Consider the following 15,386-nt stretch of genomic DNA (forward strand, 5'->3'; position numbering starts at 1 on the left):
ATGTAGCGGCCGGAATTCATGCGCCGGAAGCGTGCGCAGAGACACCTCAAATTTCAAATGCGTGACATCACTTTTCATGTGCAAGTCGCTCAGAAATAAACTGTAGCAAACAATGATTAGAACCTTAACCGGCCAGCCGTGAGGCAACATAAACTTGTCCGTGTGCCATAGGTGCTGCTTGAATAGCGCAATGTCTCGCGTCACTTTCCGCTGGCCAACGGAGCGTTGACCGCTAACTTGCTCCGCGTGTTGACTGCACCATTCCGGACTGTTGTGACACTTCCACTCATCGGCTGGATGGCGGCCATGAGCGGAATGGCTCAGCCGAACCAAGTCAGCCCCAAACACGATCCGTCTGACCTGCCGTTTCGCCGCGCACCGATGGGGTTGGCCAGCCGCAGCATCGTTGTCTCGGTTGCGACCAATCTGCATGTGGCGTTTGATGCCAAGCTGCTGCGAACGCACACGGTGTGGGAGGGCGAGAGCCTGAATCTCTTCGGCCCGCCTTACAATGACTCTGCCAATCGCTTTATCTGCGATTTTAGTGGCGCGCGGCTGTGGGGTAATCCACCGTTCCTCCCGTGGTCGGTTGGTGCAATTGCAAGAATTGATCAAAGTCACACTCCTGCGAGGGTGGACTTCAAAGGCATCAGCACCAAAGGCGGACGGACGACGTTTCTTTACGATGTCGCGCTCGGCACCGCGCAAATCGTTCGCGTTCACGAGACGCCAATGAGCGAGGTCGTTGAAGGGCGTCAAATTCTAGTGCGCCATTTCGACATGGCACCGTCCGACCGCGATCTCTGGCTGCTGGCGCATGCCGAGTTGGGCGAGGTTGGGGCTGCCGGTTGGCCTGCTGCGGCAATCATCAAGCGGAAGGATGATCTGTTGTTGGCGATTGCTCGCGGCGCGCGCGGGTTGGTTTGGCGTCCGACACAAGAGAACGTTCATTATCCGGTAACGGTGGATACGGAAAAAGGCGGCAAAGGTTCTGACAGCGCCGTTATCACCAACGCGGTCGAAGGCAATCAAGCGCAGCTATGTTTAAAGATTCCGGCACACACCTCGGCCATCGCCTTTGAAATCGCCAACCTGGTTTGTCAGTCGAATGACGAGGTTGCGAAATTGGTTCCCACGCTGGTTAATGTGCCAGTGAACCCACCACGCCTGCGATTTCTTACGAGCAGCGAAAAAGACCTCAAGGATGTGCCGCCGGCAATTTTTCACCCGGAAGCTTCCTTTGCGGACAAACCTGCCGGCGATGAGTTTTATCGCGTCGAACATCTTCCCATTCCGAAGGAAGTCAACTTGCGCGTCGGCGGACTGGATTTTTTGCCGAACGGGGATTTGGCCATCTGCACGTTGCCCGGCGAAGTCTGGATTGTTGAGAACCCCACTGGCCCGACGGCGCAAACCAAGTGGCGGCGTTTCGCGCGCGGCTTGAACGAGCCGATGGGATCGAAGGTCGTCAAGGGCCAAATCCACGTCACGCAGAAGTGTGAGTTGACCCGACTGATCGATACGGACGGCAACGGTGAGGCGGATCTCTTCGAGTGCCTCAATGATGATTGGGGTTACAATGGCAACTATCACTCGTTTGCCACCGGGCCGATCGTTGACAGCGCGGGAAATTTTTATGTGATGCTCACCGGCCATCGCGGCGTGTATGACGTGCCCTACTTGGGTTGGTGCGTGCGGGTGAAGCCACAAATGCAAAATGAAAAATTCAAAATGAAAAATGCGGACAGCAGGGGCGCGTTGCTCGCCGGTCGATTTGCGATGGAGGGTTATTGCTCAGGCTTCAGAATGGCCAACGGGCTGGGAGTTTATCAGGGCGACCTGTTTGCCACCGACAATCAAGGCGAATGGATTCCAGCCAACAAGTTAAATCATTTGCAGCCGGGAAAATTCTACGGACATCCGAGCGCGCGGCCTGCGCCCCTCGGACAGTTCAACGGCGACACCAACTTTGTGCCGCCGGCCGTCTGGTTTCCTTATACGTGGGTCAAATCGGCGAGCGACATCACAACGATCACCGACGAACACTTCGGCCCGTTCAAAGGACAGATGCTGGTCGGCGAATTTCAAAATGCGAATGTCGTCCGCGTGACGCTCGAAAAAGTGAATGGCCAGTGGCAGGGCACGGTGTTTCCGTTCGTGAAGGGTTTCAACTCCGGCGTGAACCGGCTGGCTTTTGGTCCGGACGGCAAACTCTACGCCGGCGGTTTGCGGATGGGCCATTGGGCGAGCATCGCGCCGAACCCAACTTCGCTCGACCGCGTGAGTTTCACCGGGCGGACACCATTCGAAATCAAAGAAGTCCACGCCACGCGCGACGGATTCGAGTTGAGCTTCACGCGACCCGTTGATGCCGCCACGGCGGGCAACGCGGAGAGTTACGACGCCGCGCAGTACGGTTATGTCTATCAAGGGAAACATGGCGCGCCTGAGAGCGACCACGACGCGAAAATTCCCGGCCCGCCGGTGCGCGTGACAAAAGCCGAGGTATCGACCGATCAGCTCAAAGTTCGATTGCGCACGGAGGGATGCTTGCCCGGCAAGGTCGTGATGGTGCGCGCGCTGGATGCGACGAGTGCGGATGGCCAGAAACTTTGGCACGACATGTTCCATTACACCTTGAATCAGATTCCGAAATGAAAAGGTGAACACCCTTACGGTCCGACAACTGACTCGCAGATGAGTCGTGCGGCTTGATTGCATTTGGTGTTTGGATTACCGGGCGATTGGTCGTGATCATCGATCGGACTGTCGTTCCACGAAACAATCAGGTCGAGGCTGGGAATGATCCACAACATGCGCTTGCCGCCGTGGCCACTGGCAACGTAAGTGTCCGGCGGCGCAACGGCGAAAAGTCGCTGGCCGCTTTTGTTCGTGCGATTGAGCCACCAGTTGAAGCTGTAAAAGCCCGGCCCAGCGGGCGTGATGTTTTTGCCGCCCCCAATCGAGCGTTGACCGGACAACATCTCCGCCTCCTTTCCGCTCGTGCGGGGCAGCGTGGCGGCGACCGGCGAATTGGTCATCACAACGAACGCCTTTTCGTTCAACAACGGTTTGTCGCGCCAACGACCTTGATGCAGGCAGAACAGGCCGAAGCGCGCGAAGTCGCGAACTGAAACGGCCAGCCGACCTTCACGCGGCTTGTTGAACGAAAATGAATCTTCAAACTGCAATGGCTCGGCGATGCGCGAGCGAAACACCTCGATACCCGGTTGATGAAATATTTTTTCCGTCAACGTGTCATAGTAGAGTGAGATCGCGAAGTCGTTATAGGACCAGGCCTCACCGGGTTTCTCGATTAGTCCGTAGCCGGAGGTTTGCGACGCGAGATGTCGCCAGGTGATGGCGGCATCCTTGCCGTCGTTAAGCGATTTGAGGCGCGGCTCAACGTCGGAAACTTTCGCGTCCACGCTGTCGAGTTTGCCTTCCTGGATGGCGATGAACAGGAGCGTGCTGATGACCGGCTTCATTGCGGAGGCGACATCGTAACTTTTGCTCTGATCGCCCCAGGAATAAACCATGTAACCGTGCCGCACCACGCAACCGCGTCCGCCGACGAGTTCCTTGAGCGCATCGAGTTTCACGCGGGACAATCCGACTTGCTCTGGCTGGCGGGTTTCCCAATGCGCGGTGGGATAGACGACTTTCTCCGGCGGTAGAACTTGGCCTTTTGCGAAAAGACAAAGCCCACAGAAAACTGAACCAGCGGTCAGAAGTGTCTTCATGGCGAAATGGTAGCAAGCAAACACGCAAGTCTGTCAGCGATAAAAAACTGAAACGACATCAAGGTCAGTCGAAGCTATTTAATTCTATCGGATGACCGACTGTAACCGCGACAAATACGGTTAGGGTGCGTCAACTGGACGAGACCTCCAGACCGTATTCATCGTCGGTCGGGATCGAGTTTCCTTTTTCTCACTTGCAGTTGTGCGATACAATGTGTCGCGACGGCTTGCATGCCGATTCCTGCTTCGCGAGAGAGAAGAGCCACATACCAGAGAATATCGGCGAATCTGTCTTGGAGTTCCGTCCGCTGTTCAAGCGTCAGACTGAATCTGCCGGAAGCAAATGCTTTGGCGAGCAGACCGCCAATCTTGCCCGTTTCTTCCTGAAGTCCAGAGACAGGAAATTTTATCCGGTCGCGATCATTGCGCAAAGCGAGTGGCACTTTGGCCGCGAGTGTTTGAAATTCTTCAAAGGTATTCATCGCGTTTCCATCGCTCTTTCCGAAACCGTGTAGCCGGCGACCGCGGCTTTGGACCGCAGCACATCCAAGTGTTCCAGGCAAAAGCGCGACCACGATTCGTAAGCGGACAAATCCTTGGCAGCTTCAGCAAGCGGAATGAACTCAGGCCCGAGGATGCCGCTGCGTCGGCCCGCAACATTCTCAGTGGCCACCTGCATGATGTGCACGACTCCAAAATGCACCTGGCCGACCTCGGTGCTGTCATCGTTGATGACGGCGACGGCCGTTTCTTTGACCTCATCAACGGCCATCTCCTCCATCAGTTCTCGCCTCATGCCTTCCTGATAGGCATTGTTTGAGAAAAGTTCGTGATCTTCCTCGGAGATATGCCCGCCGATTCCGACGGAAAACAGCCCATGCAACCGTGTTTCCTGGCCGCCCTTTCCCCGTCGGTATCGCAGTAATTTGTCGCCGCACATCAGCAGGACGTAAGGGATAAGCTGTTTGTAACGCGTGTCCTGTTCGGCGTGGCTGCGGGTGAGATACGTCACATGTCGCGCGGCAGTAACAACTGGAAGGTATTTCTCGACTTCCAGGCTGATACCCTGAAACACGCCCAGCTCTTCGAGAAGTTTCCGTTCAAAACAAAGCACTCGTTCTTCTGCTGCCATTCGTTTCTTCCCTTTCTATACTGTGGTTTTCGAATGGTGATTATACCCGGAAGTCTTCACGAGGAAAACATATTGGTTCTTATAAACGTGTTATTCGACGGTTATTCACAGCTCTTCCCTGATGAAGCAGTGAAACGGCGTCCTGATCTGTGCCAGTTTTGCAGCTTCAGCAGCACTGCGTTGCCGCGATTCCTCGCATTTGGCAACTGAATTCGCGTTCATCCGCGAAGGCCGAGCGAAGTGTCGGCGGTGCCTTATGGCAAATCTGTCTCGCCCATCAAATAGCGATCGCATTCGCGGGCGGCGCCGCGGCCTTCGTTGAAGGCCCAGACGACGAGGCTTTGGCCGCGACGACAATCGCCGGCGGCAAAAACATTCGGGATGCTCGTTTGATACTTTTCGTAATCGGCCTTCACGTTGGTGCGCGGGTCGCGTGCGACGCCGAGCGCATCGAGCAGCGGTTGTTCCGGGCCGAGAAAGCCCATCGCCAGCAGGACGAGTTGGGCGGGAACAATTTTTTCCGTCCCGGGAACTTCCTTGGGCACGAACTGGCCTTTATCGTTCCGTTCCCACTGGATTTGCACGGTGTGGACTTCTTTGACGTGGGCGGTGTCGTCGCCGACGAATTTTTTCGCGGTGGTCAGATAGACGCGCGGGTCAGCGCCGAATTTCGCAGCGGCTTCCTCCTGACCGTAATCAAGGCGGTAAACCTTCGGCCATTCGGGCCAGGGATTGTCCCTGGCGCGGTCGAGCGGCGGCTTGGGCAGGATTTCCAACTGGACAAGAGTGTCGCATCCGTGGCGCATTGCGGTGCCGACGCAGTCCGTGCCGGTGTCGCCGCCGCCGATGACCATGACGTTTTTGCCGGTGGCGGAAATGTAGTTGCCGTTCTTGTGGCCATCGAGCAAGGCCTGGGTATTGGCCTGGAGGAATTCCATCGCGAAATGAATGCCTTTGAGGTTGCGGCCTTCAATGGGCAGGTCGCGGGGTTTGGTCGCGCCGGTACAAAGGACAACGGCATCGAATTCCTTCAGTAGTTTGTCCGCCGGATAATTTTTACCGACTTCGGTATTGGTGACGAATTTGATGCCTTCCTGCTCCAACTGTTTAACGCGGCGCAGCACGACCTTTTCCTTGTCGAGCTTCATGTTGGGGATGCCGTAGGTCAACAAGCCGCCAACGCGATCGGCGCGTTCGAAGACGGTGACAGCATGGCCGGCTTTGTTGAGTTGCGCGGCGGCGCAAAGGCCCGCCGGGCCGGAGCCAATCACGGCCACTTTTTGTCCCGTCCGTTGTTTCGGCGGTTGCGGCTGCACCCAGCCTTCCTCCCACCCTTTGTCGATGATGGCGCACTCAATGTTTTTGATGGTGACGGGTGGATTGTTGATGCCAAGCACGCACGAGCCTTCGCACGGCGCGGGGCAGACACGCCCGGTAAATTCCGGGAAATTGTTCGTTTTGTGCAGGCGTTCGAGCGCTTCCTTCCAGAGGCCGCGATAGACCAGATCGTTCCATTCGGGAATGAGGTTGTTGACGGGGCAGCCGGAAGCCATGCCATTGAGCAATGTGCCCGTGTGGCAGAAGGGGATGCCGCAATCCATGCAGCGGGCCGCTTGCTCACGGAGCTTCTGCTCCTCCATGTGGTAATGAAACTCGTTCCAATCGCGGATGCGTTCGATGGCCGAACGGTCCAGCGGCAACTCCCGGAGATATTCAATGAAGCCGGTCGGTTTTCCCATTTGATAGTTATTTCGATTTCAAACTGATTCGGCGGCGAGACTGGATTCGCTTCATGCTCTTCCGTCGCAACTTTGGAACGTGAACCGGCACGCGAATCAACTTGGCGAAACGAGGCGGCACGGCCGTCGCGGCAAGGATCGGTCCGGCGGCCACGAGTTTCTTGCTTCGGGCATCGACTTTAGGATTCAGTCCTTCGAGTGCCCGCGCACCGAGCAGTTGCATATCCCCTTCTTGCGCGAATACGACTTCATCCACAGTTTCACTTCTTTCCACCCTCAAGACTGCGTATCCCACCGAACGAGTGATCAACTGGCCATTCGCCATTTGAAATTGCATGTCCTTCTTGCGCGGCTCGATACCGATTTTTTCCAGCACAGCTCCATCAATCCACGTTGATTCCGCGCCGGTGTCCACCTTGACGCGCGAGATGACTGCTGATTTGCAAAAATCAGCAGGATTTGCGATTTTGCAGCCAACGTAAAACAAGCCCATACGCAAACACTAGCTCAACCTCCGCCCACGCGCGCCACGTCCCGGGCGTTTTCCTCGAACGCAGCCATCACGGCTTCCTCGCCGGTGAGGCCCTGATCCTTGACCTTCTTCATCGCCTGCAACACGCGTTTGTAATCCTTCGGTATGACCTTCACGAACCGGGGCACCATCTCAACCCACGCGCCCAGCACTTTCGCCGCGCGCTCGCTTTCGGTGTAAGCCTGATGACGCTGGATCATTTTCCAGATTTCCTCGATCTCATCCGCATCCTGAAGTTTTTCCAGGCCCACCAGTTCCATGTTGCAGCGCGAGGCAAAATCGCCGGCTTCGTCGAGCACGTAGGCGATGCCGCCGCTCATGCCCGCGGCGAAGTTCCGCCCAGTCCGCCCCAGCACAACGACGCGCCCACCCGTCATGTATTCGCAGCCGTGATCGCCGACAGCCTCGACGACGGCATTGACGCCGCTGTTGCGCACGCCGAAACGTTCGCCCGCCATGCCGCGCACGAACACCGCCCCGCTGGTCGCACCATACAAAGCGACATTGCCGATGATGATGTTTTCTTCGGCGACGAACGAGGAACCTTTCGGCGGATAAACAATGAGTTTGCCGCCGCTCAGACCCTTGCCGAAGTAATCGTTGGCGTCACCTTCGAGTTCCAGCGTCATGCCACGCGGGATGAATGCGCCGAAACTCTGGCCCGCACTGCCGGTGAATTTGAGATTGATCGTGTCTTCGGGCAGACCGGTCGGCCCGTGCTTCTTTGTCACTTCGCTGCCGACGATGGTGCCGACCACGCGGTTGACGTTGCGGATGGGCAGGTCGGCGTGGACGCGTTCGCCGCGCTCAATGGCCGGCTCGCAGATGTCGAGCAGGCGCGTGACATCGAGCGACTTGTCGAGGCCGTGGTCCTGATCAATCTGGCGATAGCGACCGACTTCCGGTCCGACATTGGGCTGGTAAAGAATCTTGGTGAAGTCGAGACCCTGCGCTTTCCAATGCTCGATGGCCTTCCACGGCGCGAGCTTATCCGTGCGGCCAACCATTTCGTTGACGGTGCGGAAGCCGAGTTTGGCCATGATTTCACGCAATTCGGTGGCGATGAAACGCATGAAATTCACGACGTGGTCCGGATTGCCCGCGAACCGCTCGCGCAGCTTCGGGTCTTGCGTCGCCACCCCGACGGGACAGGTGTTGAGGTGGCAAACGCGCATCATGATGCAGCCGAGCACCACCAGCGGCGCCGTGGCGAAACCAAATTCTTCGGCACCGAGCAATGTGGCGATGGCGACGTCGCGACCGGTCTTGAGCTGGCCATCGGTTTCGACATAGATGCGGCTGCGAAGGTTGTTCAACACCAGAGTCTGGTGCGTCTCGGCCAGGCCAAGTTCCCACGGAATGCCCGCGTGCTTGATGGACGAGAGCGGCGACGCGCCTGTGCCGCCATCGTGGCCGCTGATCAGCACCACGTCGGCGTGCGCTTTGGAGACGCCAGCGGCGATGGTGCCCACGCCAACTTCGGCGACGAGTTTCACACTGATGCGCGCGTCGCGGTTCGAGTTTTTCAAGTCGTGTATCAACTCCGCAAGGTCTTCGATGGAATAAATGTCATGGTGCGGCGGCGGTGAGATGAGTCCGACACCCGGCGTGGTGTAACGGACTTTTGCGATCGGTGGATAAACCTTCCGGCCCGGCAACTCGCCGCCTTCACCCGGCTTGGCGCCCTGGGCCATTTTGATTTGCAATTCGTGCGCATGGACGAGGTAACTGCTCGTCACGCCGAAGCGACCGGAGGCGACCTGCTTGATTGCGCTGTTCTTGGAATCGCCTTGCTCGTTCGACCAGATGTAACGCTCCGGGTCTTCGCCGCCTTCACCGGTGTTGCTCTTGCCGCCGAGCCGATTCATGGCGATGGCCAGTCCCTCGTGCGCTTCCTTGCTGATCGAACCGTAGCTCATCGCGCCAGTCTTGAAACGCTTCACGATGTCCTCGACTGATTCGACTTCTTCGATGGGAATTGCGTTTTCCGCCCACTTGAAGTCGAGCAGGCCGCGCAAGGTGCAGAGGTTGGTGGATTGGTTGTTGATGAGTTCGGAGTATTCCTTGAACAGCTTCGGGCTATTGAGCCGGCAGGCCGCCTGAAGCTTGTGAATCGATTGCGGATTGAACAGGTGATACTCACCATCGCTCCGCCACTGGTATTGGCCGCCGGCATCGAGCACCTCGCCATTGACCGCGCGTTCCGGGAACGCGTGCCGGTGCCGCGCCAAAACTTCTGTCGCCAGCGCGTCCAGGCCAACGCCTTCAATGCGCGAAGCAGTCCAGGTGAAATACTTGTCCACAACTTCGGTGTTCAGACCGATGGCCTCGAAAATCTGCGCGCCGCGATAGCTCTGAATTGTCGAGATGCCCATCTTGGCCATCGTCTTGACGACGCCCTTGACGGCGGCCTTGATGTATTTCTTCATCGCGGTTTTGTGGTCGAGGTTGACGAGCATTCCTTCTTGGATCAGATCGTCGAGCGTTGCGAACGCCAGATACGGATTGATGGCCCCGCAACCGTAGCTGATGAGCAACGCGAAGTGATGGACCTCGCGCGGCTCGCCTGATTCCAGCACCAGGCCAACGCGCGTGCGCGTGCCCTGCCGGATCAGATGATGGTGCAGGCCCGCCAAGGCCAACAGGGCGGGAATCGGTGCCTGCTGTGCATTCACCCCGCGGTCGGACAAGATCAGGATGTTGATGCCTTCAGCGACTGCGTTGTCTGCGTCGGCAAATAGTTTTTCGATCGCGCTCGCGAGTCCTTTTGCCCCCGCCGCGGCTTCGAACAAAATCGGCAGCGTGATCGCTTTGAAGCCGGGGCGATCAACGTGGCGGAGTTTTTCCAGTTCCTCGTTGGTGAGGATCGGATGTTTGAGTTTGATCATCCGGCAACTCTCCGGAGTTGGCTTGAGCAGATTGCCCTCGCTGCCGAGCATTGTTTCCGTCGAAGTGATAATCTCCTCGCGGATAGGATCGATCGGCGGGTTGGTGACCTGCGCGAACAGTTGCTTGAAATAGTTGTAGAGGAGTTGCGGTTTGTTCGAGAGCACGGCGAGCGGCGTGTCTGTGCCCATTGAGCCGATGGGCTGGACGCCGTCGTTGGCCATCGGACCGATGATGAATCGCAAGTCCTCGAACGTGTAGCCGAAGGCCTGCTGGCGTTGCAGAAGCTTGCGATGCTCCGGCTCGGTGCTTCGCGACGGTTCGGCGAGATTTTCGAGCAGAACGTGATTCTCGTCGAGCCACTCTTGATACGGCAGGGCCTTGGCAAATTGGTTCTTCAGTTCCTCATCGGCGACGATGCGGCCCAGCTCCGTGTCCACGAGAAACATGCGTCCCGGTTGGAGCCGACCCTTGTGCGCGATGCGCTCCGGCTCGATGGGCAACACGCCAGCTTCGGACGCCATGATCACCATGTCATCCTTCGTGACGTAATAGCGCGAGGGCCGCAGGCCGTTGCGGTCAAGGCACGCGCCGATGCGGATGCCGTCGGTGAACGCGATGGAGGCCGGGCCGTCCCACGGTTCCATGAGGCACGAATGAAATTCGTAGAACGCGCGTTTTTCCGCGCTCATACTCTCGTGATTTTCCCACGGCTCAGGAATCATCATCATGACCGCGTGCGCCAGCGGGCGGCCGGTCATCACCAGCATTTCAAGGCAGTTGTCGAACATCGCGGAGTCGCTGCCGTCGGTGTTGATGACGGGAACGATTTTTTTAACATCGTCGCTGAACAGTTCGGACTGGAACATGGACTGGCGGGCGTGCATCCAGTTGATGTTGCCGCGCAAGGTGTTGATTTCGCCGTTGTGCGCCATGTAGCGATATGGATGCGCCCGTTCCCAGCTCGGAAACGTGTTCGTGCTGAAACGCGAGTGGACGAGCGCGAGCGCGGACTGCATCGCCGGGTTCGTCAAATCGGGGTAGTACTGCGGCAACTGCTCGGTGAGCAGCATGCCCTTATAGACGAGCGTTTTGTAGGAAAGGCTCGCGACGTAGAAGAAATTTCCGCCGGGCAGGCTGTTGGCGTAGCGAATGGACCGCGCGGCGCGCTTGCGAATGAAGTGGAGTTTGCGCTCGAACGCCTCGTTGTCGGAAATGTTCGGATTGCGACCGATGAAGACCTGTCGCATGAACGGCTCGGCGGCCTTGGCAGTGTGGCCGAGCGATTGATTGTTGGTGGGAATCGTCCTCCAGCCGAGCACACGCTGACCTTCGTCCTCGATAATCCCTTCGAACAGCGACTCGCAGCCGGCGCGATGATCGGGATTCTGCGGTAGAAACACCATCCCAACGCCGTATTCGCCCTGCGCCGGCAGTGCGATTTGGTCCTGGTGGCAAACCTCCTTCAGAAAATCGTGCGGCATCTGCATGAGGATGCCCGCGCCGTCGCCGGTGTTTGCTTCACAACCGCACGCGCCGCGATGATCGAGGTTGACCAGAACCTGAAGCGCCTGCTGGATGATCTGATGGGACTTCCTGCCTTTGACGTTGACGACGAATCCGACACCGCAGGCCTCGTGCTCAAACCGCGGATCGTAAAGCCCCTGTTTGGGCGGTGGCCCGGTCAGGGGCCGCTGGTTGTCGTTGTTCATTTCGTTTGCTCTGACTGTCATTTGGGAGCGCGATCTAATCATCTCGGTTCGATTCCTAGAATCTAAATTTTGCTATTTTTGACGCAATCCGGTGCGGAGTGCAACAGTTCAAATTGAAAAAGTGGAGGCCGCCTCCCGGTCGCTGTCGAGTCCACCTGCCCGAACGTTCAGGAAAACAGCGTTCTGAGCGGGTCATCAAAGGATCGGTTGGAAATGGAACAGTTGCGCGCCCTGCGCCGGAACATCCAGATAAAGGCCCGCCCGCGCCAGATCATCGCCGCTGCGTTGGTATTGTTCGTCGCCGAGCAGATTGGTCAACTGCCAGTTGCGATCGGCCAACCCGGCGATCCTCAGCGGCGCGTAACATTGGCTGGGGTGCGGGGCGAGATTGACCACCACCAGGTCGAACTCCGGCGGCGCAGACTGCCATTGGACGATAACAAAATATTGCGCCGTTGGATTGCCGGTCCAGGCCGGTGACGGATTGAGCATCACGCCCCGACCCTTGCCGACGGATGTGGTTTTCAGAACTTGCAGCAGTCGTTCGTAGAACGCCGCGATGTCCGGTTGAATTGGTTCGACAGGACGGCGACCGAGGTGAACGCTGACACGCTTCGTCGCGCCAGTCAGTTGACCCTCATGTAGTAACCGCATTCCCGGCAAACCAAAGGTCGCAAGTGCTGCCGCGCGATGTTCGGGCAAGGTAAGCAGCGAGGCGATGCGTGGCTCGTCGTGGTTCTCCAGAAAGTGAACGCTGGAGTTGACAAATCCCGGCCCGGCCTGCAGCAAGTTGCGCTGAACTTCCGCGTGCTCACGATGAACGAGGTGATCGTAGAGTCGCTTGTTATAAGTGTAATCGAAGCCGAGCGATTGCAGCCGCGCTTCCAAATCCCAGTAGCCCTCAGCCATGAAAAGAAACTCCGGAGAAACGCGTTTGATGTACGAGATAACATCGGCCCAAAACTCATGAACGGGCACGGCGTTCGAACGCGGGAAGTCGGCCCAGGTTCTGGCGAAGACCTCGTTGAGCAACAGCATGGCCATGTCGCACCGAACGCCATCGCATTGGCGTGTCACGGAAGTCAACTGATCAATCATCGCCCTGTGCGTGGCGGGAATGCGATAGTCAAGTTGGACGGTATCGGCCCACGGCGGATAATAAGGATCTCTGCCGTGCGCGAGCCAGTAAGTGCCACGGCGGGTCGGCTGGCGGAAGAATCCCGCGGTCTCGCCAGGACTTTGGACAAACAGCTCGGGCCTTTCTGTGACCCAGCGATGGTCAAGGCCGACGTGGTTGGCCACGAAATCCAAAATCAGTTTCAGACCGTGCGCGTGGAGTTGCTCGCGAAAAATCTCCAGCGCGGCTTCGCCGCCCAACGCTGGGGATGCCTGATAATCTGCGATGGCGTAAGGCGAACCGGCAATGTCGGCGTCGGTGAAGTCTGGCAGCAGCTCGCGACAAGCGTGGCGGGTTTCGAGTTGGGCAAGGCTTTGAGCACAGCTGCGCGGGCCGGTTTGCCAGACCCCCATGAGCCAGATGTGCGTGAAGCCGAGACGCTGCCAGACGACAAATTCGGATTGCGGCACGTTCGGCAGCGTGACGGTTTTGCCGCTGCGCTCCGAAAGTTCACGCAACCAGCAGCGCGTGTTGATTTCGTAGAGCAGCGGGTTCATCAGGGTTGCGGATTCCAAGTCGCGTTGGAAAGATCAGCAAGCGTCCCGACCGGTCCTAGACGAAACACGTACTACGCATCACGAATTCAGCACCTTCAGCGCCTTCTTTGCATCCGAGACGCGCAGAATCAATAGACCTTTTTTCACGTTAGGCGGTGTGGCGCAGTAGCAATATTCGATGTTGATCTTCGCGTCAGCCAGTTTGTGCGCGAGCTTGGCCAGCGAACCAGGTTTGTTGTCGCCTTCAATCATGATCACGTCGTCCTCCACTACCAGTGTGCCGTGTTCTTCAAAAAGGTGCAGGGCTCTACGGTAGTCACTCACGACCATGCGGATGACGCTGTGGTCCACCGTGTCGCTGGTGGTGATGGCGTAGATGTTGATTTTGTTTTCGGCCAGCGCGTCGCACACGCGGGCCAACATGCCGGGGCGGTTGTCGAGGAATATGGCGAGTTGTTTTGTGATTTGCATAATTTTTCCTTCCTGAAAGCAGCTACAATTGCACCCTAGCCGTTTCGTTCTGGTTTGTCCAACGCGCTGAATAAATCTTATAAAGTCAGAGTTAGCCATGAAACCTTCGGAACCAACCTGACTTCAGCTTTGACGGAATCTAATTTGTATGTACTCTCAGATCATGCAGATGTCACGCTTGCCATCCACGGGTTTATTTCTCCCACTTCGCCATCTCGTTGCTGTTGTTCGAATCCAAGGCACAAATAAGCTCTTGATTGCCACGTGTTTTGTTTGCGCGATCACAGTTCCGCTCCCGCCCCGTGTACAGGCTGGTTCCACATCGGTCGTTGCGTGGGGGCTGAACAATGCCGGTCAAACAAATGTTCCACCTGACTTGACTAACGCCGTAGCAATCGAAGGGGGTTACTGGCACAGCCTTGCGTTGAAGGATACCGGGTTGGCTGTGGTCTGGGGTCAAGCTGAAGCCGGATCGGACCACGTTCCGGCAGGGTTGAGCAATGTGGTGACGATTGCAGCAGGTTGCGATCATGATGTGGCTTTGCAAGCCGACGAAACGGCAGTCTATTGGGGTACCTACCTTTATGGCCTGTATGGTGTCCCTCAAGATTTGTCAAATGTGGTCACCATTGCGGCGGGTTGCGATCACAGTTTGGCATTAAAAGCAGATGGGACCGTGCTTAGTTGGGGCGACTTGACGAACGTTCCGCCAAATCTCACCAACGTCGTGGCGATAGATGCGGGTGCGTGCTACAGTCTAGCTCTTCGAGGTGATGGCACTGTGGTCGCTTGGGGGCCTGGCTGCGGTTACGGTGAGACAACCGTTCCAACGGCACTGAGTAATGTGGTTCTGATTGCTGGCGGCCCGTATCATTCACTTGCGCTAAAGAACGACGGCACAGTTGTTGCGTGGGGAGCAAACGACGGAGGCCAAACCAGTGTTCCGGTGGGCTTGAGCGATGTCGTATCGATTGCGGGAGGTAGGTATCACAGTCTGGCGCTGAAAAGTGACGGTACAATCGTAGTTTGGGGCATAATCAACAACTACGACCAGACCAATAGAATTCCTTCCGGGCTGACGAACGTTGTGGCTATCGCGGCTGGTTACCGCCACGATCTGGCGATGATTGGCGATGGGCCGCCTACGTCTTTCGCGCAGCCAGCAAATCCAGTTATTAGCAATGGCACGTTCAACGTTTCTGTGCAGACGGTCAGAGGGAAGAGATACAGGTTGGAGTCTAAGAATTCGCTCACTGATGCAAGTTGGACCCTACTGCCGCCAATACCCGGAGACGGCACTCTCAAGATCCTGAGTGATCCGGCGGCCACTTCTTCACAGCGCTTCTACCGCGTGCGACAATGGTAACCGAAACGAGAGAAGCAACTCCCAAGACGAGAAATTTCCAAAAGTTGTGGACGGCGGGGGGTGGAAAAAAGGCATCCTGAGGGGGACAAAAAAACCTGCTGCCATCACACGATGGCGGCACAACCCTCAGG

The 15,386-nt window shown here is 57.2% G+C and carries 10 protein-coding genes; 3 read left to right on the plus strand and 7 right to left on the minus strand.

What is annotated here, in order from left to right:
- Window positions 1-273: 273 nt before the first annotated feature.
- Window positions 274-2,658 (plus strand): PQQ-dependent sugar dehydrogenase, encoded by a 2,385-nt coding sequence (locus HY298_24430; GenBank protein ID MBI3853406.1) that lies wholly within the window; start codon window positions 274-276, stop codon window positions 2,656-2,658.
- 14 nt (window positions 2,659-2,672) lie between these two features.
- On the opposite strand, the gene HY298_24435 is transcribed toward HY298_24430, so the two are convergent.
- Window positions 2,673-3,743: a serine hydrolase gene (locus HY298_24435; protein MBI3853407.1), complete on the minus strand. Its 1,071-nt coding sequence runs from the start codon at window positions 3,741-3,743 to the stop codon at window positions 2,673-2,675.
- A gap of 125 nt (window positions 3,744-3,868) precedes the next feature.
- Here HY298_24435 and HY298_24440 point away from each other — a divergent pair, with 125 nt between their 5' ends.
- The gene (locus HY298_24440) at window positions 3,869-4,258 is read left to right on the plus strand and encodes a hypothetical protein (GenBank protein ID MBI3853408.1); all 390 of its coding nucleotides are present in this window, start codon (window positions 3,869-3,871) and stop codon (window positions 4,256-4,258) included.
- Here the strand turns inward: HY298_24440 and HY298_24445 are convergent.
- From HY298_24445 to HY298_24470, 6 genes are all read right to left on the minus strand, one after another.
- Complete coding sequence (locus HY298_24445) at window positions 4,222-4,875, minus strand: phosphoesterase (GenBank protein MBI3853409.1); 654 nt, start codon at window positions 4,873-4,875, stop codon at window positions 4,222-4,224. The genes HY298_24440 and HY298_24445 overlap by 37 nt on opposite strands.
- 254 nt (window positions 4,876-5,129) lie before the next feature.
- Window positions 5,130-6,614: a glutamate synthase subunit beta gene (locus tag HY298_24450; protein MBI3853410.1), complete on the minus strand. Its 1,485-nt coding sequence runs from the start codon at window positions 6,612-6,614 to the stop codon at window positions 5,130-5,132.
- Between the two features lie 7 nt (window positions 6,615-6,621).
- Window positions 6,622-7,107 (minus strand): retroviral-like aspartic protease family protein, encoded by a 486-nt coding sequence (locus HY298_24455; GenBank protein MBI3853411.1) that lies wholly within the window; start codon window positions 7,105-7,107, stop codon window positions 6,622-6,624.
- Between the two features lie 14 nt (window positions 7,108-7,121).
- The gene (gltB, locus tag HY298_24460) at window positions 7,122-11,744 is read right to left on the minus strand and encodes a glutamate synthase large subunit (GenBank protein MBI3853412.1); all 4,623 of its coding nucleotides are present in this window, start codon (window positions 11,742-11,744) and stop codon (window positions 7,122-7,124) included.
- A gap of 195 nt (window positions 11,745-11,939) precedes the next feature.
- Entirely contained in the window at window positions 11,940-13,418 is a 1,479-nt protein-coding gene (locus HY298_24465; GenBank protein MBI3853413.1) for an alpha-amylase, read from the minus strand.
- Between the two features lie 78 nt (window positions 13,419-13,496).
- Complete coding sequence (locus tag HY298_24470; GenBank protein ID MBI3853414.1) at window positions 13,497-13,889, minus strand: ACT domain-containing protein; 393 nt, start codon at window positions 13,887-13,889, stop codon at window positions 13,497-13,499.
- A 148-nt stretch (window positions 13,890-14,037) separates the two neighbouring features.
- Between HY298_24470 and HY298_24475 the strand changes: the two genes are divergently transcribed.
- Entirely contained in the window at window positions 14,038-15,255 is a 1,218-nt protein-coding gene (locus HY298_24475) for a hypothetical protein (protein ID MBI3853415.1), read from the plus strand.
- The last annotated feature ends 131 nt before the right edge of the window (window positions 15,256-15,386 follow it).

Source organism: Verrucomicrobiota bacterium, assembly GCA_016200005.1.
Lineage (GTDB): Bacteria > Verrucomicrobiota > Verrucomicrobiia > Limisphaerales > PALSA-1396 > PALSA-1396.